The sequence below is a fragment of the Nocardioides hwasunensis genome (assembly GCF_014779665.1).
In the GTDB taxonomy this organism is placed as follows: Bacteria; Actinomycetota; Actinomycetes; order Propionibacteriales; family Nocardioidaceae; genus Nocardioides; species Nocardioides hwasunensis.
The window spans coordinates 20,199-40,438 of sequence record NZ_JACXYY010000010.1 but is presented as its reverse complement, the minus strand read 5'-3'; the positions used below and the strand labels follow the sequence as shown (position 1 = coordinate 40,438).

18 protein-coding genes are annotated in these 20,240 nt (G+C 72.1%); 11 read left to right on the top strand and 7 right to left on the bottom strand.

Going from position 1 to position 20,240, the window contains the following annotated elements:
• Window positions 1–3 precede the first annotated feature (3 nt).
• On the bottom strand, window positions 4–906 hold the full coding sequence (locus tag IEZ25_RS20340) for a helix-turn-helix domain-containing protein (RefSeq protein ID WP_191201308.1): 903 nt from the start codon (window positions 904–906) through the stop codon (window positions 4–6).
• A gap of 490 nt (window positions 907–1,396) precedes the next feature.
• Between IEZ25_RS20340 and IEZ25_RS20335 the strand changes: the two genes are divergently transcribed.
• Both IEZ25_RS20335 and IEZ25_RS20330 read left to right on the top strand, forming a co-directional pair.
• A complete protein-coding gene (locus IEZ25_RS20335; RefSeq protein ID WP_318152369.1) occupies window positions 1,397–2,995 on the top strand; it encodes an MDR family MFS transporter in 1,599 nt (532 codons plus the stop codon).
• A 50-nt stretch (window positions 2,996–3,045) separates the two neighbouring features.
• A complete protein-coding gene (locus tag IEZ25_RS20330) occupies window positions 3,046–3,504 on the top strand; it encodes a MarR family winged helix-turn-helix transcriptional regulator (RefSeq protein ID WP_191201307.1) in 459 nt (152 codons plus the stop codon).
• 98 nt (window positions 3,505–3,602) lie between these two features.
• Here the strand turns inward: IEZ25_RS20330 and IEZ25_RS20325 are convergent, their stop codons facing one another.
• Both IEZ25_RS20325 and IEZ25_RS20320 read right to left on the bottom strand, forming a co-directional pair.
• A complete protein-coding gene (locus IEZ25_RS20325) occupies window positions 3,603–5,201 on the bottom strand; it encodes a glycoside hydrolase family 13 protein (protein WP_191201306.1) in 1,599 nt (532 codons plus the stop codon).
• Between the two features lie 41 nt (window positions 5,202–5,242).
• On the bottom strand, window positions 5,243–6,040 hold the full coding sequence (locus IEZ25_RS20320; RefSeq protein WP_224749399.1) for a hotdog family protein: 798 nt from the start codon (window positions 6,038–6,040) through the stop codon (window positions 5,243–5,245).
• Between the two features lie 63 nt (window positions 6,041–6,103).
• Here IEZ25_RS20320 and IEZ25_RS20315 point away from each other — a divergent pair, with 63 nt between their 5' ends.
• Window positions 6,104–6,784 (top strand): metal-dependent transcriptional regulator, encoded by a 681-nt coding sequence (locus IEZ25_RS20315; RefSeq protein ID WP_191201304.1) that lies wholly within the window; start codon window positions 6,104–6,106, stop codon window positions 6,782–6,784.
• Window positions 6,785–6,883: 99 nt separating this feature from the next.
• Here the strand turns inward: IEZ25_RS20315 and IEZ25_RS20310 are convergent, their stop codons facing one another.
• The 3 genes from IEZ25_RS20310 to IEZ25_RS20300 are packed head-to-tail and all read right to left on the bottom strand — an operon-like array spanning window position 6,884 to window position 9,846.
• Window positions 6,884–7,708: a Sir2 family NAD-dependent protein deacetylase gene (locus tag IEZ25_RS20310; RefSeq protein WP_191201303.1), complete on the bottom strand. Its 825-nt coding sequence runs from the start codon at window positions 7,706–7,708 to the stop codon at window positions 6,884–6,886.
• Complete coding sequence (locus tag IEZ25_RS20305) at window positions 7,705–7,971, bottom strand: DUF2277 domain-containing protein (RefSeq protein ID WP_191201302.1); 267 nt, start codon at window positions 7,969–7,971, stop codon at window positions 7,705–7,707. The genes IEZ25_RS20310 and IEZ25_RS20305 overlap by 4 nt, the downstream gene beginning before the upstream one ends.
• A gap of 30 nt (window positions 7,972–8,001) precedes the next feature.
• Window positions 8,002–9,846 (bottom strand): beta-propeller domain-containing protein, encoded by a 1,845-nt coding sequence (locus IEZ25_RS20300; protein ID WP_191201301.1) that lies wholly within the window; start codon window positions 9,844–9,846, stop codon window positions 8,002–8,004.
• 64 nt (window positions 9,847–9,910) lie between these two features.
• On the opposite strand from IEZ25_RS20300, the gene IEZ25_RS20295 reads away from it, so the two are divergent.
• The gene (locus IEZ25_RS20295) at window positions 9,911–11,077 is read left to right on the top strand and encodes a saccharopine dehydrogenase family protein (RefSeq protein ID WP_191201300.1); all 1,167 of its coding nucleotides are present in this window, start codon (window positions 9,911–9,913) and stop codon (window positions 11,075–11,077) included.
• A gap of 76 nt (window positions 11,078–11,153) precedes the next feature.
• Here IEZ25_RS20295 and IEZ25_RS20290 read toward each other — a convergent pair whose 3' ends face one another.
• Complete coding sequence (locus tag IEZ25_RS20290; protein ID WP_224749414.1) at window positions 11,154–11,924, bottom strand: LysR substrate-binding domain-containing protein; 771 nt, start codon at window positions 11,922–11,924, stop codon at window positions 11,154–11,156.
• A gap of 189 nt (window positions 11,925–12,113) precedes the next feature.
• Between IEZ25_RS20290 and IEZ25_RS20285 the strand changes: the two genes are divergently transcribed.
• The 7 genes from IEZ25_RS20285 to IEZ25_RS20255 all read left to right on the top strand — a co-directional run bounded on the left by IEZ25_RS20285 (window position 12,114) and on the right by IEZ25_RS20255 (window position 20,236).
• Window positions 12,114–13,481 carry an NtaA/DmoA family FMN-dependent monooxygenase gene (locus IEZ25_RS20285; RefSeq protein ID WP_224749397.1) on the top strand — a complete coding sequence of 456 codons (1,368 nt, stop codon included), beginning with the start codon at window positions 12,114–12,116 and terminating at the stop codon, window positions 13,479–13,481.
• Between the two features lie 83 nt (window positions 13,482–13,564).
• Window positions 13,565–15,115: an ABC transporter substrate-binding protein gene (locus IEZ25_RS20280; RefSeq protein ID WP_191201299.1), complete on the top strand. Its 1,551-nt coding sequence runs from the start codon at window positions 13,565–13,567 to the stop codon at window positions 15,113–15,115.
• The gene (locus IEZ25_RS22425) at window positions 15,112–16,176 is read left to right on the top strand and encodes an ABC transporter permease (protein WP_318152368.1); all 1,065 of its coding nucleotides are present in this window, start codon (window positions 15,112–15,114) and stop codon (window positions 16,174–16,176) included. The genes IEZ25_RS20280 and IEZ25_RS22425 overlap by 4 nt, the downstream gene beginning before the upstream one ends.
• On the top strand, window positions 16,173–17,081 hold the full coding sequence (locus IEZ25_RS20270) for an ABC transporter permease (RefSeq protein ID WP_191201298.1): 909 nt from the start codon (window positions 16,173–16,175) through the stop codon (window positions 17,079–17,081). Before IEZ25_RS22425 ends, IEZ25_RS20270 begins: the two co-directional genes overlap by 4 nt.
• Entirely contained in the window at window positions 17,074–18,063 is a 990-nt protein-coding gene (locus IEZ25_RS20265; RefSeq protein ID WP_318152367.1) for an ABC transporter ATP-binding protein, read from the top strand. Before IEZ25_RS20270 ends, IEZ25_RS20265 begins: the two co-directional genes overlap by 8 nt.
• Window positions 18,060–19,118 carry an ABC transporter ATP-binding protein gene (locus IEZ25_RS20260; protein ID WP_191201297.1) on the top strand — a complete coding sequence of 353 codons (1,059 nt, stop codon included), beginning with the start codon at window positions 18,060–18,062 and terminating at the stop codon, window positions 19,116–19,118. The genes IEZ25_RS20265 and IEZ25_RS20260 overlap by 4 nt, the downstream gene beginning before the upstream one ends.
• Window positions 19,115–20,236 (top strand): LLM class flavin-dependent oxidoreductase, encoded by a 1,122-nt coding sequence (locus IEZ25_RS20255; RefSeq protein WP_191201296.1) that lies wholly within the window; start codon window positions 19,115–19,117, stop codon window positions 20,234–20,236. Before IEZ25_RS20260 ends, IEZ25_RS20255 begins: the two co-directional genes overlap by 4 nt.
• Window positions 20,237–20,240: the final 4 nt, after the last annotated feature.

Sequence of the window (20,240 nt, the reverse complement as noted above, 5' to 3'; positions counted from 1 at the left end):
GGACTAGACGGCGGGCGTGCCCGGGGCGGCGAGCTTCTCCGCCACGAGCTCGATGCACCGCAGGCGGGCAGGGGAGAAGTCGTAGGGCATCTTCTCGATCGCCTCGGAGGCGCTCATCGACCCGCGGTCGGACGCGGAGGCAGGCTCGGCGCCGTCAGCGTCGTCGGGCTGCGAGGCCTCCCAGGAGTCGAAGAACCGTTCCTCCTCCTCCGCCTGGCCCGACGTCTCGATGACGACGTTCAACGCCAGCTCGAAGGCGTGCCGTCGGGCAGCGACCTGCTCCACGCGAGGATCGTCGACGGCGACCGTGTCGTCGAGCGCCTCTTCGGCGGCGTCCACGCGGTCGGACTCCTCCTGCAGGTCCGGGTGGGCGGCCAGCGCGACGAACCGGCCGGCCTGGATGGCTGCTCCGAGCGGACCGAAGATCCGCTCGGTGACGAGGAGGGTGTCGAGGTCCGCCTGGCGCAGCGCCTCCTCTGGCACGCTCGTGAGGCGAGCGATCACCAGGTCGGAGAGCAGCCCTCTCCTGCTGCCCGCGGTCCGCATGCGCTGCACGGCGCTCCGCTGCTGCTGCAGCTCGACCTCCCGCGCGGCGAGGGTCCGCTCCAGCCGCTCCAGGATCGCCGCGACGTCGTGGTCGTCGGTGCCGTCGGCGTCAGCGGGAGACGGTTCGGCGAAGGCGGTACGCATGTCGTCGAGGGCGATCCCCGCGTCGGCCATGCGGCGGATCCACAGCAGGCTGATCATGTCGTCGTAGCCGTAGCGGCGGCGGTCGTCGGCACCCCGTTCGGGCTCGGGGAGCAGGCCGATCTCGTGGTAGTGGCGGATCGCTCGGGGTGTGGTGCCGACGAACGCGGCCGCGTCTCCGATCTTGACCTGGCGCGGGATGGCGAACGGCAAGCTCATGGGTGGTCCTTCTTCTCAGGGGTGGGACGTGGGTCAACCGGACCACATGACGCCACGGCAGGTGCAAGTCCAGGTGCCGGCCCTGCTCGCCTTAACCCGTTGAGCGCCCCCGCGTGCCGACGTACGGTGGACGCACACAGAAGGGAGGTGATCCGAAGAATGAGTTCTTTTCGGATGAGTGAGGTGGCTGCCCGCTAGGCAGCCCGGTCCGCCGACAGCTGCCGGCGAATCCACTGCAGCCACCCGACCCGCAGGCGCCCGGTGTCATCCGCCGGGGCCCCTCTCCGAGGAGCAGCACGCCTGCGGGTCGCTGCATTTCCCGGAGCCTCGGTCGAGGGTCGTACGTCCTCCCGCCCGCGGTAGTCCAGCGGCAGGTGGCATCGGATGTGGGGCAGGTCTCGTCGTCCCCGGGTGGTACTACGGTCGGTCGAGGCGTATCGTTGTGGTCAGCAACTATTGCACACGGCAACCAAGAATCGTAGGCACGCACGTGACACAGGCTCCCCCCGTCCCGGTCGTCGAGCAGGACGCCCAGATGACCCACCGCGAGGTGCTCGAGGCCCTCAGCGGACTCCTTCTCGCGATGTTCGTCGCGATGCTCTCCAGCACGATCGTCAGCAACGCGCTCCCGACGATCGTGGACGACCTCAAGGGCAGCCAGACCGGCTACACCTGGGTCGTCGTCGCGACGATGCTCGCCATGACCGCCACCACCCCCATCTGGGGCAAGTTCGCCGACCTCTTCGACAAGAAGCTGCTGGTGCAGTCGGCGCTCGTCATCTTCTCCGTCGGCTCGCTCATCGCCGGCTTCGCGCCGTCGATGGAGGTCCTCATCGGCGCCCGCGTCGTGCAGGGTCTCGGCGTCGGTGGCCTCACCGCGCTGGTGCAGGTCGTCATCGCCTCGATGGTCTCTCCGCGCGAGCGCGGTCGCTACAGCGGCTACATCGGCGCGGTCTTCGCCCTCGCCACGGTGAGCGGCCCCCTCGTCGGTGGCGTCCTGGTGGACACCGTCGGCTGGCGCTGGTGCTTCTTCGCCGGCCTCCCGGTTGCGCTCCTCGCCTTCGTCGTGCTGCAGAAGACGCTGCGGCTTCCGGTCGTCAAGCGGGAGGTGACCATCGACTACCTCGGTGCCTTCCTCCTCGTCGGTGGCGTGTCGATCCTGCTCGTCTGGGTCTCCCTCGGTGGCCAGAACTTCGACTGGATCTCGTGGACCAGCGGCCTGATGGTGGTCGGCGCGATCGCCGTGATCGCCGCGGCCGTGCACGTCGAGGCCAACGTCGCCAAGGACCCGGTCATCCCGCTGCACCTGTTCAAGGACCGCACGCTGACCCTCGCCACCATCGCCTCGGTGCTGATCGGCGTCGCCATGTTCGGCTCGACGGTCTACCTCAGCCTCTACTTCCAGCGGGCCAAGGACATGAGCCCGACCGAGGCCGGTCTGATGTCGATCTGCATGGTCGGCGGGCTGCTCGTCTCCAGCATCACCAGCGGCCGGATCATCTCCGCGACCGGGATCTGGAAGCGCTGGCTCGTCGGCGGCATGGTCGCCGTCATCATCGGCATCGGCCTGCTCTCGACCATCGACGCCAGCACCCCGCTGTGGCACACCGGCATCTTCATGGCGATCCTCGGCCTCGGTCTCGGCGCGACCATGCAGAACCTCGTGCTCGCCGTGCAGAACACCATCGCCCTGTCCGACATGGGTGCCGGCTCGTCCGTCGTCGCCTTCTTCCGGTCCCTCGGCGGGTCGGTCGGGATCGCCGCCCTCGGCGCGGTGCTGGCCCACCAGGTCTCCGACACCGTGCAAGCCGGCCTCACCAAGCTGGTCGCCGACCACCCCGAGCTCGCCTCGCAGGTCGGCCATGACACCGGAAGCATCCCAGACGTGTCGACGCTCCCGGCGCCGCTGCGGGCGATCTTCGAGAGCGCCTTCGGCGACGCGACCGGCCACATCTTCCTGGTGGCCCTGCCGTTCGCGATCGGCGCGCTCATCGCCGTGCTCTTCATCAAGGAGGTGCCCCTGCGCACCTCGGTGAAGCGCGACGACGAGCTCCTGGCCGAGGTCTCGCCGGCCTCCCCGCAGGCGTGAGAGGGGCCTCGACCATGAGCCGCAGCGCCACCATGGACCACACTTCGCCCATGGACGACACCTCCGCCGCCGCCCGGTACGACGACCTCCGCAGCATCGAGGCCGAGGTCGGGACGCTGATCCGGCGGGTGAAGAGGGTGATCGGGGAGCGGGCCCGGGAAGTCCACCCCGACCTGCACCCGATGACGTTCTTCATCCTCACGCACCTCGCGAAGGAGGGCCCGTTGCGCGGCGCCGACCTGTCGGACGCGTTCGGGATGGACAAGGGCGGCGTCAGCCGCCAGGTGCAGACGCTCGTCGACCTCGGCCTCGTCGAGCGGATGCCCGACCCCGAGGACCGGCGCGCGATCCTGCTGGGTGCCAGCGACGAGGGGCGCACGCGCCTGGACTCGATGAGCCGTCGCCGCAGCGACCGGTTCGACGAGCGGCTGGCGAGCTGGAGCGATGCCGAGCTGGCGCACTTCTCCCGCCAGCTGGCGGCGTACAACTCCGCGCTGTCCGACGACTGACGTCCCCCCCGGGACTACCGGGCTTTGGCGGCTCGACCCGGTAGTCCCCTACGTTCTGGTCGTCCAGAACGTAGGGGACTACGTCGTGGTGGTGAGGGTCAGCGGAGCCAGGCGGCGGTGTCGGGCGGCAGCGTGCCGTCGACGGGACCGCTGGCCAGCAGCACCTCGCCGGCGGGCAGCTCGACCGGGGCCGTGCCGCAGTTGAGGAGCACGGTGATGGGTCCGCGCTCGAAGGCGACCACGTCGGCGCCGAGATCGAGCATCGACACCTCCTCGCCCGCGGTCCACGCGAAGCCGCGGCGTATCCGGAGGGCGTCGGTGTAGAACGCCAGCGTCGAGGTCGGGTCGGTCGCCTGGGCGCCCACGGTCAGCGCGGCCCAGTCGTCGGGCTGCGGGATCCAGGGCTGGCCCGCGCCCGGCCCGAAGGCGTACGGCGCCTCGGTGCCGGCCCAGGGGATCGGGACCCGGCAGCCGTCGCGGCCGACCTCGCCGGTGCGGAGGTACGACGGGTCCTGACGGTCCTCGGGGGCGACGTCGACCTGCTCGAGCCCGAGCTCCTCGCCCTGGTAGAGGTAGCTCGAGCCGGGCAGCGCGAGCATCGTCAGCGTGGCCGCGCGGGCCCGGGCCAGGCCCTGCTCGCCGCCGCCGTAGCGGGTCACGTGGCGTACGACGTCGTGGTTGCTGAGCACCCACGTCGGAGCCGCGCCCACCCCCTCGACCGCCGCGAGCGTGCTGGTGATGACGTCGGCGAAGGCCTCGGCGGACCAGTCGGCGAGCAGCCAGGCGAAGTTGAAGGTCTGGTCGAGCTCGTCGGGGCGGACGAACGCCGCCATCGACTCGGGCGTCTGGGTCCAGGCCTCGGCGACGGCCATCCGGTCGGCGCCGGCCTCGTCGAGGATCCGGTGCCAGGAGCGGTAGACGTCGTGGACCTCGGGCTGGTCCCACATCGGCTCGTCGCTGACGTTGCGCTCCACCATCTCGCCCGCGCCGCTGGCGGGCCGGCCGCCGGGCTCGACGACCTGGTCGCGCAGCGAGGCCTCCTTGAACAGGCCGTGGGCCACGTCGACCCGGAAGCCGTCGACGCCGCGGTCGAGCCAGAAGCGCAGCACGCCCTCGAACATCTCGGGGACCTCGGGGTTGCGCCAGTCGAGGTCGGGCTGGGTGGAGTCGAAGAGGTGGAGGTACCACTGGCCGTCGTCGACCTGGGTCCATGCCGGACCACCGAAGACGGACTCCCAGTTGTTCGGGGGAGTGCCGGGTCGGTCGGTCGGGTCGTCGCGGAAGAGGTAACGCGCGCGCTCGGGGCTGCCGGGTCCGGCGGCGAGTGCCGCCTGGAACCACGCGTGCTCGTCGGAGGTGTGGTTCGGCACCAGGTCGACCACCACGCGCAGGCCGAGCTCGTGGGCGCGCGCGACGAGGTCGTCGGCGTCGGAGAGCCGGCCGAAGAGCGGGTCGACGTCGGTGTAGTCGGCCACGTCGTAGCCGTGGTCGTGCTGCGGAGACGTGTAGAACGGCGTGATCCAGAGCGCGTCGACGCCGAGCTCGGCGAGGTGCGGGAGGCGCGAGGTGATGCCGGGCAGGTCGCCGATGCCGTCGCCGTCGCTGTCGGCGAAGCTGCGCACGTAGACCTGGTAGACGACGGCGTGGCGCCACCAGTCGTCGCGGCCGGCCGGGATTGGATCGTTCAAATCAGCCATGTCCCCATCCTCTCAAGCGCGGGGAAGGGTGTCGAACCCGCTCATCTCGACGGGACCTGACCGCCGAACATCGCCGGGTCGACCGCGATCCACGTGTGCTCGGCCGTGGCCACCACCCGACCGTCGGCGTCGTAGAGGGTGGACGCGGTGAAGGTCTTGCGGCCGTCGCGGCCGCGGTCCTCGCCGACCACGACGTGGGGCTCGCCGATGACGGGCAGGTCGTCGACTCGCGCGGTCATCCGCCCCAGCACCATCAGCCGCTCGCCCAGGTCGCCCGCCCAGCCACCGATGCAGTCCAGCGCCGCCCAGGTGACCGCGACGGACGCACGCGGGTGCTCGTCGACGTAGGTGTGCCAGTCCTCGTGCAGGCTCGGGTGCGGTGTCCACGGGGCGGCCACCAGCTCCTCGCCCGACGCTCGCTCGCCCGCGTCGACCGGGCCGGGGAAGATCCTCAGCCCGTCGCCCTCCTCCCGCGACGTGCCGCAGGCGAAGCACGTCGGGAACGGGTGGAACCCGAGCCCGGGGTACGACGCCGCGGCGGTCGCCGCCACCGCGGGGCCGACGGGATCCACCTCGGCGAGGCCACGCTCGGCGCGGTGCGCGGTCGCGATCGGCGTACCCCCGAACGACGCCGTGGTCACCCCGCCCTCTGCGGTCACCACGAGCGGGGTGTCGAGCGGCGGCGGCTGGCGCAACGTGACCTCGATCGCCGGCCAGCCGTCGGACCGGTCGTCGGGCGAGTCCGCGTCGTCGAGGGCGGCCAGCGCACCCGCCGTCCAGCCGCCGTTGCCGGAGTCGGGAGGTCCGCAGAAGCGTCGGGGCACGATCAGTTCGCTCACCCGTCTCACTGTGCCATGGGCGGGTGGGGTGCGGAGGTTGGCCGATGCGACACAATGAGCCTCGTGAGTGACCTGATCGACACCACCGAGATGTATCTCCGCACGATCTACGAGCTCGTGGAGGAGGACATCGTCCCGCTGCGCGCGCGGATCGCCGAGCGGCTCCACCAGAGCGGCCCGACCGTGTCCCAGACCGTGGCCCGCATGGAGCGCGACGGGCTGCTGACGGTGGAGGGCGACCGCCACCTCGAGCTCACCGAGGAGGGCCTGCTCCTCGCGACCCGGGTGATGCGCAAGCACCGGCTCGCCGAGCGGCTGCTCACCGACGTCATCGGGCTCGACTGGGAGCTCGTGCACGCCGAGGCGTGCCGGTGGGAGCACGTGATGTCGGAGACCGTCGAGCGTCGCCTGCTCGACCTGCTCGACCACCCCACCGAGTCGCCCTACGGCAACCCGATCCCGGGCCTCGACGAGCTCGGCGACGTGGTCGGCGAGGACTTCATGGACAACGTCGAGCCGCTGTCGGCGGCCGCCGGTTCCGAGGACCAGCGCGTGCACGTGAAGCGGATCTCGGAGGAGATGCAGAAGGACGAGGACCTGATGGGCCTGCTCCGTCGCGTCGGGGCCGTGCCCGGCCAGACCGTGACCATCGCGCGCACCGACGAGGGCATCCTGATCGGCTCCGGCGGCGAGACCGCCGAGCTGGTCTCCGAGGCGGCCGAGCACATCTTCGTCCGCCGCTGAGGGCGATTGACCGAACCCCTGTCACTCGAACCCCCGCCTCAGCGGGGGTTCACGAACTTCTTGGGGCGTACACACCCCCAGAAGTTCGTGGTGCACCGCTTAGGCGGGGGTTCTGGTGGCGGTCGCGAGGGCGGTCAGGAACTCGCTGCACCCCACCTCGAGCTTGTACGACGCCAGCGCGTCGCCGCGGGTCTGACCACGGTTGACGACGACGATCGGCGTGCCGCCGGCGGCCGCGCGCTTGACGAACCGCAGGCCGCTCATGACCGTCAGCGACGACCCGGCGACGAGGAGCGCGCCGGAGGTCCCGAGCTCCTCCACGGCGGCGTAGCACCGCGCGACGCGCTCGGGCGGGACGTTCTCGCCGAAGAAGACCACGTGGGGCTTGAGCGGTCCGCCGCACCCGCAGCGCGGCACCACGAAGTCGCGGGTGTCGTCGAGGTCCACGTCGCCGTCGGGGCGGGACTCGACCCAGCCGTGGCGCTCGAGCCAGCCGGGGTTGAGCGCGTCGAGCTCGCGCTCGAGGTCGGCGCGCGAGGAGGTCGTGCGGCACGACAGGCAGATCACGTCGGCCACCCGTCCGTGCAGGGCGACCACCTGCCGGGAGCCGGCCGCCTCGTGCAGGCCGTCGACGTTCTGGGTGATCAGCAGGTCCGGGTCGAGCGCGGCGAGGGCCCGGTGTCCGTCGTTGGGCAGGGCCCGTCCCATCCGCTGCCAGCCGAGGTGCGAGCGCGCCCAGTAGCGCTGCTGCGCCTCCTCGCTGCCGACGAACTCCTGATAGGTCATCGGCGCCCGCGCCGGCGAGCCCGGCCCGCGGTAGTCCGGGATCCCGGAGTCGGTCGAGAGCCCGGCGCCGGTCAGCACGACCAGCCGCCGGCCGGCCAGGAGGTCGAGGGCCTCGCCCTCGGGCGCGGCGACGCTCACGCGTAGCGCGCCTGCGCGCGGGCTCGTGCCTTGGCCGCCTCGACCTCGCGGTTCTTCGGCGGCGCGGTGGTCACCAGGTCGTCGAGGAGGTGCTCGGTGATGTGGGCGATCTCCTTGACGGCCGCGTAGAACGCCTCCTCGTTGGCCTGCGACGGCTTGGTCGTCCCGGCCACCTTGCGGACGTACTGCAGCGCGGCTGCCGTGACCTCGTCACGCGACGCCGGCGGCTCGAAGTTGTTGAGCGGGCGGATGTTGCGGCACATGTGTCGAGGGTACGACGGTGCGCGTGCGGCTCACAGGGCCAGGAACGAGACGTCGTCGCCGGTGACCAGCACGACCTTCCCGGAGGCGAGCGGCACCAGGCGCACGCCGTCGACGTCGGGGCCGACGTCGACCATCCGGTTGGTCATCGCCCCGTCGGCGAGCGAGAGGACCGAAACCCAGCCGGTCGTGCCGGCAGCCCCGAACCGGGAGACGACGGTGAGCGCGGTGCGCTGGTCGGGCAGCCAGGTGAACTGCCGCGGGTCGGCGCTCGCGCCGGCGAACGTGTCGCGGTCGTAGCGCACCACGTCGATCTGCCGCGGCGCGGTGAGGTCGGTGACGTCGAAGAGCGCGGCCTGCGCGCCCCGCAGGACGCCCTGCGCGTCGGCGTCCTGCCCGATGCCGATCAGCCGGTGCTCGCCGAGCGGGTGGAGGTAGTCGGAGTAGCCAGGGATCTTCAGCTCGCCGAGCAGGACGGGTGCGGCCGGGTCGGTGAGGTCGACGGCGTAGAGCGGGTCGGTCTGGCGGAAGGTGACCACGATCGCCAGGTCGTCAAACCACCGCACGGACGTGATCTCCTCACCGACCCCGAGGCCGTCGACGCGACCGTCCTCGACCAGCGACGAGCCCTCCTCGCGGAGGGTGACGACGGAGTTCGCGTCAGCGGTGCCGACGCCGGGACCGACAGCCACCCGCAGCGAGTCGCCGACGGCGTCCACCGACCAGCGGTCGGCGATCGTGCCGCGCACCTCGCCGGAGGCGACGTACGTCGCGTCGGTGCCGTCCAGCGCGAAGGCGAAGATCGGCGTGGTGTCGCGTGGGGCGCTCATCGGCCTCCGGCAGGTCAGGCACTCCGACCAGCCCCACGACGGGGCGCCGGCGGCGAGGTAGAACCGGTCGGCCGAGAAGTACGACGTGTCGGAGTCCGTCGCGACCGCGGTGGCGGTCCGCGCCGCGGGGTCGGCCGGGTCGAAGGCCACGACCGTGGTGGTGCCGAGCGCCAGGGTCTCGTCGTCGGGCACGGCGACGTCGTCGCAGTCCACGACGGGCCGCCCGTCGACCGTCGGGAGCCAGTCGGCCAGGGTCGTGGCGCGCACCAGCGCGCGGTTGCGCAGCCCGGCGCGGAGCTCGCCGAGGGCCCCGTCGGGGCTGGAGAAGTCGAGCGTGGGCAGGTCGGACCGGACCACGATGCGCACCACGTCGCCGTGCACCCGCACCGCAGACGCCCGGCCGGTGATCGTCGTGGTGTCGACGATGCTCGGCGAGGTCGGGTCGGACAGGTCGACGGTCGTGACCACGGTGCTGCCACCTGTCGAGCCGAGGACCACCGCTCGACCGTCGACGAGCACCAGCTCGCCGCTCGGGTCGCCGACCCGGCCCGCGCCATGCGCGTCGGGGATCCGGGTCGTCGACAGCAGGGCCGGGGTGCCGGCGGAGACGTCGTACGCCATGAGCGCGCCGTCGCGCATCCGCAGCAGGAGGGAGCCGGCGACCTTCACCACGTCGGACTCGTCGACGCCCGCCTCCTGGACGTTGGTGCCGGACTCCTCGCTGGTCGTGCGCGAGGTCGTCGGCATCGACCGCTCGACGCCACCCGCCGCGCTGGACGAGAGCGGCATGCTGACGTCGCCCTCCTGGAGGACGACGCCGCCTCCCCAGCCCCAGGCCCCGACCTGCTCCACCCCGCGGTCCACGTAGGACTCGAGCAGCGCGTCGCACGACGACGCGACGGCGAGGTCGGAGTTGGCGAGCGCGAGGCGGGGCGGCGGCGGGGTGCCGGCCGGCCCGTCCTCCTGGCCGATGCGGTAGCCCACCCCGCCGGCGACCGCGAGGCTGGCGAGGACGGTGACGCCGGTGAGGGTGGTGCGCAGGTGCATGGCGGTGGGACGGTGCCCGCGGCCGCCCGGTTCCGGACGACGCGGCGCGTGGCACGATGACGCGATGAGCGACGACCGGACCTTCGACATCGTGCTGTTCGGCGCCACCGGGTTCACCGGCGGGCTCACCGCCGACCACCTCGCGGCCCACGCGCCCGACGGCCTCCGCTGGGCGATCGCCGGCCGCAACGCCGACAAGCTCGAGGCCGTACGCCGACGACTGGCCGACCGCGGCGCGACGGGCGTCGAGGTGCTGGTCGCGGACTCCGCCGACGACGCCGCCCTCGCCGACGTGGCCCGGCAGACGCGCGTCGTGGTCACCACGATCGGGCCCTACCTCGAGCACGGAGGCCCCCTCGTCGCCGCGTGCGCCGAGGCCGGCACCGACTACCTCGACCTCACCGGCGAGCCCGAGTTCGTCGACCGCACCTACCTCCAGCACCACCGGACCGCGCTGCGCACCGGTGCCCGGCTCGTCCACGCGTGCGGCTTCGACTCGATCCCGCACGACCTCGGCGCCTACTACACCGTGCGGCAGCTGCCCTCGGACCGGCCGATCACGATGCGCGGCGTGGTGCGCTCGGCCGGCACGTTCTCCGGCGGCACCTTCCACTCCGCGCTCGACCAGTTCGCCCGGGCCAAGCAGATGAGGAAGACGTACGCCGAGCGCCGACGCGCCGAGGGCCGGCCGGCCGACGGACGCTCGTCACGCTCGGTCGGCGGCAAGCCGCACCGCGACCCGCTGCTCGGCTACTGGTTGCTGCCGCTCCCGACCATCGACCCGATCGTCGTCGCGCGCTCCGGCGCCGCGCTGGCGGCGTACGGCCCGAAGTTCCGCTACTCCCACTGGGCCGGCACCAAGACCCTGCGCTACGCCGCCGGTGGCGCGCTCGGCGTCGGCGCGCTGACCGTCGCCGCCCAGGTGCGACCGGTGCGCGACTTCCTCAAGGGCAAGGTGCCGCAGGGCTCCGGGCCGGACGAGTCGAAGCGGGACAGGTCGTGGTTCACCGTCGACTTCGTCGGCGAGGCGGGTGACCGGACCGTGCGCACCCGCGTCTCCGGCGGGGACCCGGGCTACACCGAGACCGCGAAGATGCTCTCGGAGGCCGCGCTGTGCCTGGCCCTCGACGACAACCCCGACACCGCGGGCCAGGTCACCCCCGCCGTCGCGATGGGCGACGCACTGCTGGCCCGGCTGCAGGCCGCGGGCATCAGGTTCGAGACGGTCTGAGCCGGAGGCGTCGCGCGACCGAGCAGTCAGGGCCGCATCGCGCGGTTGCACGACCCCGACCGTTCGGTAGCAGCAGCTACGACGTGAGTGCGAGCCGTGGCTCGGCGAGCACCGCGGCGACCGCGTCCGCCGCCAGTCGTACGACGTCGTCGGCGAGCCCGGCACGCGGGCAGACGTAGAGCATCAGCGGCTCCGGGGCCGGGAGGTCGTGCACCACGACGAGCCCCGGCGGCGGCTCCTCGAGCGCCATCAGGGCGACGCCCAGGCCGGCGCTGACGGCGGCCTGCACCCCGGCGAGCTGGGTGGCCTCGGCGCCGATCGTCGCGGGCAGGCCGTGGTCGGCCAGGGTCTGGAGGGCTCGCTTGCGCAGCTCGCAGGGGTTGTCGAAGGCGACCACGGGCACCGGATCGGGTGCGACGGGGAGCCGCCAGGACTCGGCGGCGTACCAGGAGAGCTCCAGCGCCCCGACCGGCACGGCGCCGGGCTGATCGGCGGCGTTGAGCAGGAGCGCGAGGTCGACCTGGCCGGAGGCGAGGCCCTCGCGCAGACGCGCACCGCGGTCGATGCGGTAGCGGAACGTCTCCGAGCCGGCGCCCTCGAGCGATGCCGACAGCGACGGGAGGAGTCGCGCCGCGGCGTGCTCGGTCGAGCCGAGAGTGATCTCGAGGTGCGCGCCGGCGAGGTCGCGCAGCGCCTCGTCGTGGGCGGACAGGATGCGGCGGGCGGAGGCGAGCAGGCGCTCGCCGTCGCCGGTGAACCGCGATCCGCGACCGTGTCGTTCGACGAGGCGGAGACCGGTCGCGGCCTCGAGGCGGCGCACGTGCTGGCTCACCCCGGCCTGGCTCAGGTGCAGCCTCGGCGGCGCGCTGGAAGCCGCCGCAGTCGGCCACGGCCACGAGGCTGCGGAGGGGGCCGATGTCGAGGATGCGTTCCATGTCGATCAGATTAGTCGACTATTGATCACGGGTCGCGATGACACGCATCACGGACCGGCGTTGGATCCTGCTGCAATAGTCCATTAAGTTAGTAGAGAAAGATGAACAAGCGCGAGAGGGAGTCGATGACCACGAGGCAGATGCACCTGGGAGCCGTGCCGTACGGCACCGGCGGGCCAGGCAGCCACACCCTGTGGCTCGACCCGGAGATCCCCGGCGACGCCAGCGTCAGCATCGACTGGTTCGTGGAGATGGCCCAGCTCGCCGAGCGCGGCAAGTTCGACCTGGTCTTCATCGTCGACAGCCAGTTCATCACCCCGTTCTCCCCGCCCCACTACCTCAACCGCCTCGAGCCCCTCACGCTGCTCAGCGCGCTCGCCACGCAGACGAGCCGCATCGGTCTCGTCGGCACGGCGACCACCAGCTTCAACAGCCCGTTCAACCTGGTGCGCCGGTTCGGCTCGCTCGACCTCATCAGCGGTGGCCGCGCGGGCTGGAACGTCGTCACGACCGGCGACGCGGGGACGGCCGGCAACTACGGTCTCGACGAGCACTACGACTACGACACCCGCTACGGCCGCGCACAGGAGTACGTCGAGCTCGCGCGGGCGCTCTGGGACTCCTACGAGGACGACGCCTTCGTCCGCGACCGCGAGACCGGGCAGTTCCTCGATCCCAGCAAGCAGCACGTCCTCGACCACGAGGGCACCTACTTCTCCGTGCGCGGGCCGCTCAACCTGGTCCGCTCCGCCCAGGGCCACCCGGTGATCTTCCAGGCCGGTGACTCCGACCAGGGCCGCGACCTCGGCGCCAGCGTGGGGGAGGGGATCTTCACCCATGCCGCCGACATCCCCAGTGGCCAGGCGTTCTACGACGACATCAAGACCCGGTCGCGGGACCGGTTCGGCCGCAACCCCGACCACGTCGTGGTCATGCCCGGCGTCAAGGTCGTCGTCGGCGACACCGACGAGGACGCCCGCGAGATCGAGGCGCTCAACAACGACCGCGACCACACCTTCGGCGCCGCGCTGCGTGAGTTCGGCCGGCCCTTCGGCTGGCACGACTTCACCCAGTACGACCTCGACGCGCCGTTCCCGGCCGAGGCGCTGGTGCACGGCGAGCGGTCCTTCTACACCCAGGCCAAGGCTGTCACCCAGCGTGCCACCGACAACGGCTGGACGCTGCGACAGGCCGTCGAGGCCACCCGGGCGTTCCGCAAGAGCGAGTTCGTCGGATCGGCCACCACCGTCGCCGACAAGCTCGTGGAGTGGTGGGAGGCCCGGGCCTGCGACGGCTTCAACATCGGCCTCGACCACCCGGCCAACTTCCGCCGGATCGTCGACGAGGTCGTCCCGATCCTCCAGGAGCGCGGTGTCTTCCGCGCCGACTACGACTCCACCCACCTGCGCGGGCATCTCGGGCTGCCCGTGCCGGTCAACCGCCACACGGCGGCCCGCCACGCCGGCTGACGCCGGCCGCGCCCACCCCCACCCACCGTCGTACGACTCGACCCAGATCGACGCCGACCTGACCCGAAAGGCACACGCTCACCATGACGCGCGCCAGCTCCCCGATCCTCACCCCGTCCCGCCGCGGATTCCTCGGCCTGAGCCTCGCCGCCGGCCTCGTGCTCGGCCTCGAGGCGTGCGGGGGCACGTCCACGGTCGGAGGCAGCAGCTCCGCCGGGGGCACCGGCACCATCAAGTGGGCCTGGCAGCTGCCGACCACGTGGGACCCGGTGACCTCCTCTGCCGGCTCGGACGTGCAGATGCTCGCCCTGACCTACGACGCGATCACGGCGCTCGACGACCAGGGCAACGCCACCCCGTGGCTGGCCGAGAAGTGGACCTACGACGACTCCGGCAAGGTCGTCACGTTCACCCTCCGGCCCGACCTGAAGTTCAGTGACGGCAGCCCGCTCGACGCCACCGCGGTCGCGAAGTCGATCGAGCGCGGTCGCACCCAGGACGGGTCGCTGATCGCTCCGCAGATGGCGACGATCAAGTCCGTCAAGGCCGACGGCGACCTCGACGTCGTCGTCGAGCTCACCGAGGTCGACTACCAGTACCCGCTCCTCTTCGCCGGCAAGACCGGCATGGTCGTCAACCCGGCCGTCTTCGAGAAGGACGCCGACTCGCTGGCGACGCAGCCCGCCGGGTCGGGTCCGTTCACCTTGACGTCGTACGTCCAGAACGACCACGCGACGCTGAAGAAGAACCCGAACTTCTCCGCCGCCGACGAGATCAAGGTGGAGAACTTCGAGCTCTACCCGCAGCCGGACCCGTCGACCGCCGTGGCCGCAGCCCGCTCGGGCCAGTTCAACCTGGTCCGCCTCGGCGGAGCTCAGCTCCAGCAGGCCAAGGACGCCGGTCTGGACGTCCAGGTGATCAACACGATGTTCGTCAGCGTCCTCGACGTGAACGTGACGATGGCGCCGTTCGACGAGCCGGCGGTCGTGGAGGCGATGAAGTACGCCATCGACCGCGAGAAGCTCAAGGAGGTGGCGGCCTTCGGCGTCGGCGACGTCAGCTACCAGCCGTTCCCGCCCGGCTACGTCGGCTACAACCCGGAGCTGGCGAGCATCTACGCCTACGACCCCGACAAGTCGCGCCAGGTCCTCGCGGACGCTGGTCTCAAGACCCCGATCAAGGCGGTCTTCACCAGCAGCGGGCAGAGCGACGCGGCGGTCGAGCTGACCCAGGCACAGCTCAAGGAGGTGGGCATCGAGGCGACGATCGACTCGATCCCTGCCACCCAGCACACGCAGCTGGTCTACCTCGAGCACTCGAAGGCGCTCGCCTACGACGGCTTCGCCGGGCGCGAGTCGCCCGTGCAGGCCTTCCAGGTGCTCTTCGGGGCCGAGGGCCTGATGAACCCGGGTCGCACGACCAACCCCGAGCTCGACGCGCAGCTGGAGAAGGTCAAGCGCACGCCGACCGACGACCCGACCTATCCCGCCCTCCTCCAGGAGGCGACGAAGATCGCGGTCACGTCCTTCCCGAACACCTTCCTCACGCTGGTGCCGGCCGTGATCGCCCGCAAGGGCGTGAGCGGGCTCCCGACGCGCCCGAGCCTGCGCCGCTTCGAAGGTGTGACCGCGTGAGCCTCACCGTCACCCCCGAGGCCGGTACGACGACGCCGAGCCGGCCGTCGCCGGCCGCCGTGCCCCCGACGGTCGAGGCGGTGCGGACACGTCGCGTCGTACCGCTCGTGCGCACCGCGGCAGGTGGCCTCGCGGTGGCGGTCACCGTGCTGCTGCTCGCCTCGGTGATCACCTTCGCGCTCGGAGCGCTGAGCGACAGCAACCCGGCCGCGGCCGTGCTCGGCGAGACCGCCACCGCCGACGACATCGCGCGGATGAACCACGAGTTCGGTCTCGACCGACCGCTGCACGTGCAGTACGCCTCCTGGCTCGGGCACGCCGTCCAGGGCGATCTCGGGCAATCGTGGTTCACCACGATCCCGGTCGCCGACAGCATCAAGCAGGCCCTGCCGGTCGACCTGTCGATCGCCGCGCTCGCGCTGCTGCTGGCCATCGTGATCGGCGGGAGCGCCGGGATCGGGGCGGCGCTCAGCAACGGCGGGCCCCTCGACCGACTGGTGACCCTGGTCTGCTCGGTGCTCGCGACGCTGCCGCCGTTCGTCATCGGCATGGCGCTGATCGTGGTCTTCTCGGTCAAACTGCAGCTGCTGCCCTCGGGCGGCTACGTGCCGATCGACCAGGATCCGGCGCAGTGGCTGCGCTTCGCGATCCTGCCCTCGCTCGCGCTGAGCCTCGACGTCGCGGCCTCGATCGCGCGCCAGCTGCGCACCTCGATGGTCACCGCGCTCGGTGAGAACTACGCGGTCGGCGCCGAGATGCGCGGCTACGGTCGCTCGCGCGTGCTCTTCGGCCACGTCCTGCGCAACGCCGCCGCCCCCACGCTGGCCGTGATCGGCCTCGCGATCCCGCTCATCGTCGGCGGAGCGGTGATCACCGAGCGGCTCTTCGGCCTGCCCGGCGTCGCCCAGCTCGCGCTCCAGTCCGCCGAGCGCGGCGACGTCCCCGTCGTCCTCGGAACCCTGCTCGTCACCGCCGTCGTGGTGGTCGTCGCGAGCTCGGTGGTCAACGCGCTGCAGAAGGTCCTCGACCCGGCGGCCCGTCGACAGGGGGTGCGGCGATGACCGCGCTGCGCAACCTCTGGCGGATCCCGACGGCCCGGTTCGCCCTCGTCGTGCTCGCGGGCATCGCGTTCCTCACCGTCTTCGGCGGCGCGCTCGCGCCTCACGACCCGCTGAAGCAGTACACCGACCACGTCCTCGAGGGACCGTCCGCGACGCACTGGCTCGGCACCGACTACGTCGGCCGCGACGTGCTCAGCCGGCTGATGTCCGGCACCCGTCTCTCGGTGGTCGGCGCCGCGGAGGCGGTGATCATCGGTGCCGCGCTCGGCGTGCCGTCCGGTCTCGCCTCGGCGTGGCTCGGCCCTCGCCTGGAGTGGCTGACGCTGCGGATCAGCGACACGCTGGTCATCTTGCCGTTCACCGTCTTCGCGATCGCCGTCGCCGGCACGCTCGGCAACGGCCTGCAGCAGGCGATGTTCGCGATCGGGGTGCTCATCAGCCCGATCTTCTTCCGCGTCACCCGGTCGGTCGCGATGGGCATGCGGCGCCAGCAGTACGTCGAGGCGGCCGAGCTGATGGGTGCCACCGAGTGGTGGACCCTCCGCACGCACATCTGGAGCAAGGTGCTGCCCAACGTCGCGGTCACCTTCGCCCAGGCCACCGGCGCCGCGCTGCTCGTCGTCGCGTCGCTGTCGTTCCTCGGCCTCGGCGTCTCTCCTCCGGCGCCGACCTGGGGCGGCATGCTCGCCTCCGACCTCGACTACCTCGCCCAGCAGCCGTGGGCCCCCGTCTTCCCGGGCCTGCTGATGATGGCGGCCGTCGGCTCCCTCAACCTGCTCGCGGACGCGGTCCGCGAGGCGACCGGGGACGCGCGCCGCCGCCGCCGGTCCACGCCCCGGACCGCTTCCCCTGCCCAGTCCCGTCACGAGGCGCAGCGCCAGACGAAGGAGACCGCCCGTGCCTGATCCGACCACCAGCCCGGTCCTGGAGGTGAGCGACCTCCAGGTCTCCGTCGGCGACCACCTCGTCGCCGTCCACGACGTGTCCTTCTCCATCGGACGCGGGGAGTCCGTCGGGCTCGTCGGCGAGTCCGGCAGCGGGAAGACCCTCACGTGCCGGGCCGCGCTCGGCCTGCTGCCGAAGACCGGCGAGGTCGACCACGGCCGCATCGTGCTCGGCGGCACGGAGCTCACCGGTGCCACCCGTCGCACGTGGAACGACGTGCGCGGCACCCGGCTCGGCGCGGTCTTCCAGGACTCCGCGTCCTACCTCAACCCCTCGCTCACCGTCGGCCACCAGCTCGCCGAGCAGCTGCGCGTCAAGCGCGGACTGTCCAGGACCGATGCCCACCGGCGAGCGGTGGAGCTCTTCGCCGAGGTCGGCCTGCACGACCCCGAGGGCGTCTTCCACCAGTACCCGCACGAGCTGTCCGGCGGGATGCAGCAGCGTGTGCTGATCGCGATCGCGGTGTCCTGCGAGCCCGAGCTGCTGATCGCCGACGAGGCGACGACGGCCCTCGACGTGGTGATCCAGGCCGAGATCCTCGACCTGCTCGACCGGCTGCGCGAGAGCCACGGCCTGTCGCTGCTCCTGGTCACCCACGACCTCGCCGTCGTCGCCGAGACGTGCGAGCGGATCCTGGTGATGTACGCCGGCGAGATCGTCGAGAGCGGCACCACCGAGGAGGTGCTCGCCCGGCCCAGGCACCCCTACACCCAGGCCCTCATGGGGGTTGCCACGATCGGCACCTGGGAGCGCCGCGCCCTCGAGATCATCCCCGGCCAGCCGCCGTCGGTCGGTGAGGACATGCCCGGCTGCCGCTTCGCGCCGCGGTGCCGCTTCGCGACCGAGGTCTGCACCTCGGGCCCGGTCGCGCTGGCTGACCTGGGCGAGGGCCGAGCCGCCCGCTGCGCACGCATCGACGACCTCGAGGGAGCCCCCGCATGACCACGACGCAGGAACGCCCCGACGTGGACGACGGACCGGAGGCTCGCGTGGCGCCGCTGCTGCGCGTCACCGACCTCTCCGTCTCCTACGTCCCGCCCAAGAAGGGCACCAGCCTCGGCACCGGCGCCGCGCTCACCGAGGCCAGCCTCGAGGTGCGGCCCGGGGAGATCGTCGGCATCGTCGGCGAGACCGGGTCGGGCAAGACGACGCTGGCCCGCGCCACCGTGGGGCTGGTGCGTCCCGTCGCCGGGCGGATCGAGTTCGCCGGCCAGGACATGGGTGCGCTGCGCGGGCGTGCGCTGCGCGAGTTCCGTCGTTCGGGCCAGGTCCAGCTCGTCTTCCAGGACCCACTGCGCTCGCTCGACCCGGACCTCACGGTGGCTGCCCTCGTGCGCGAGCCGCTGGACATCGCCGGCACCCTGTCGCGCGCCGAGCGTCACGAGCGGGTCGTGGAGTCGCTGCGCCTGGTCGGCCTCGATCCGGACGCGATGCTCGACCGGCGCCCGCGCCAGCTCTCGGGTGGTCAGCGCCAGCGCGTCTCGCTCGCCCGGGCGATCTCGACGCGACCGCAGCTGCTCTTCTGCGACGAGCCGGTCTCGGCGCTCGACGTCTCGAACCGCAACCTGGTGCTCAGCCTGCTCGACCGGTTGCGCCGCGACCTCGGCCTGGCGGTGGTCATCATCGCCCACGACCTGAGATCGCTGGCCGGCATCGCCGACCGGGTCGCCGTCTTCTATCGCAGCCGCGTCGTCGAGCAGGGCCCGATCCAGGCGGTGCTCGAGCGACCCGCGCATCCCTACACCGGGCTGCTCACGGCCTCCGCGCCGAGCGTCACCCACGTCGACCGGCTCCGGCCCGACCAGCTCCGCCCCGATCCCGAGGCGCGATCTTGGCCGGCCCACGGCGTCTGCGTCTTCGCCGCGCGCTGCCGCTTCGCCCACGACGCCTGCACCGACCAGCCGGCGCCCGTCCGGCTTGCCGACGACCGCGAGGCCGCATGCCACGTCGCCGGCGAGTGGCGCGCGCTCATCACCGACTCGAAGGAGGCCTCATGAGCATCGAGCTCATCGGCATCACCGCCACCCAGGAGACCAGCACCGTCTCGACGAGCGACGACCGGGTCGACGGGATCTCCGCCCAGACCGAGGCCGGTGTCCCCGTCGGGCCGACCGTCAACCCGGCCTACACCGCACGACTGGCGCAGGCCCACGAGGACGCGGGCTTCGACCGGGTGCTCATCGCCCACTCCTCGGCCACGCCCGACGGCTTCGTGGTCGCCTCCCACGTGCTCCAGTCGACGACGCGCCTCGGCGTCCTGCTGGCGCATCGGCCGGGCTTCCTGGCGCCGACGCTGGCCGCCCGCGCCTACGCCAGCCTGGACGCGTTCCACCCCGGGCGGGTCGCGATGCACGTCATCACCGGCGGCGACGACGTCGACCAGGCTCGGGACGGCGACTTCTCCGACAAGGTCACCCGCTACCGGCGCACGGACGACTTCCTCACCGTCCTGCGGCGCGAGTGGGAGTCGACCGAGCCGTTCGACCACGAGGGGGACTTCTACCGGGTCCGAGGAGCCTGGTCGTCGGTCCGGCCCGCGCCCGGTGGCATCCCGATCTACTTCGGAGGCGCCTCCGCGGACGCCATCCGGGTCGGTGGGAAGCACGCGGACGCCTACGCGTTCTGGGGTGAGCCGCTCGACGGCATCCGCGAGCGGATCGCCCAGGTGCGTGCCGCGGCGGCGCCGTACGGCCGCGACCCGCGCTTCAGCGTCAGCCTGCGCCCGATCGTGGCCGACACGGAGGAGGAGGCGTGGGCACGCGCCGAGGCGATCCTCGCCGCGACCCAGGAGCGCTGGGGGACCACCCGCCGCACCTTCGGGCTCGACGGCAGCAACGCCGTCGGCTCGCAGCGCCTGCTCGACGCCGCCGACAAGGGCGACGTGCACGACAAGCGGCTGTGGACCGCGCTCGCCAAGGTCACCGGCGCCACCGGCAACTCCACTGCACTGGTCGGCACCCCCGAGCAGGTCGCCGACGCGCTGCTCGACTACGTCGCCCTCGGCGTCACCACCCTGCTCATCCGCGGCTTCGACCCCTTGGCCGACGCCACGTCGTACGCCCCTGTCATCGACCTGGTCCGCAGTGGTGCTGACCGGCGTCTCGCCCTCGTCTGAACAG

Bases quoted from the DNA above. Each gene is read 5' to 3' on its own strand.
- IEZ25_RS20340 (WP_191201308.1), bottom strand. From the start codon at position 906: ATGAGCTTGCCGTTCGCCATCCCGCGCCAGGTCAAGATCGGAGACGCG.
- IEZ25_RS20330 (WP_191201307.1), top strand. From the start codon at position 3,046: ATGGACGACACCTCCGCCGCCGCCCGGTACGACGACCTCCGCAGCATC.
- IEZ25_RS20325 (WP_191201306.1), bottom strand. From the start codon at position 5,201: ATGGCTGATTTGAACGATCCAATCCCGGCCGGCCGCGACGACTGGTGG.
- IEZ25_RS20305 (WP_191201302.1), bottom strand. From the start codon at position 7,971: ATGTGCCGCAACATCCGCCCGCTCAACAACTTCGAGCCGCCGGCGTCG.
- IEZ25_RS20300 (WP_191201301.1), bottom strand. From the start codon at position 9,846: ATGCACCTGCGCACCACCCTCACCGGCGTCACCGTCCTCGCCAGCCTC.
- IEZ25_RS20295 (WP_191201300.1), top strand. From the start codon at position 9,911: ATGAGCGACGACCGGACCTTCGACATCGTGCTGTTCGGCGCCACCGGG.
- IEZ25_RS20285 (WP_224749397.1), top strand. From the start codon at position 12,114: ATGAACAAGCGCGAGAGGGAGTCGATGACCACGAGGCAGATGCACCTG.
- IEZ25_RS20280 (WP_191201299.1), top strand. From the start codon at position 13,565: ATGACGCGCGCCAGCTCCCCGATCCTCACCCCGTCCCGCCGCGGATTC.
- IEZ25_RS20270 (WP_191201298.1), top strand. From the start codon at position 16,173: ATGACCGCGCTGCGCAACCTCTGGCGGATCCCGACGGCCCGGTTCGCC.
- IEZ25_RS20260 (WP_191201297.1), top strand. From the start codon at position 18,060: ATGACCACGACGCAGGAACGCCCCGACGTGGACGACGGACCGGAGGCT.
- IEZ25_RS20255 (WP_191201296.1), top strand. From the start codon at position 19,115: ATGAGCATCGAGCTCATCGGCATCACCGCCACCCAGGAGACCAGCACC.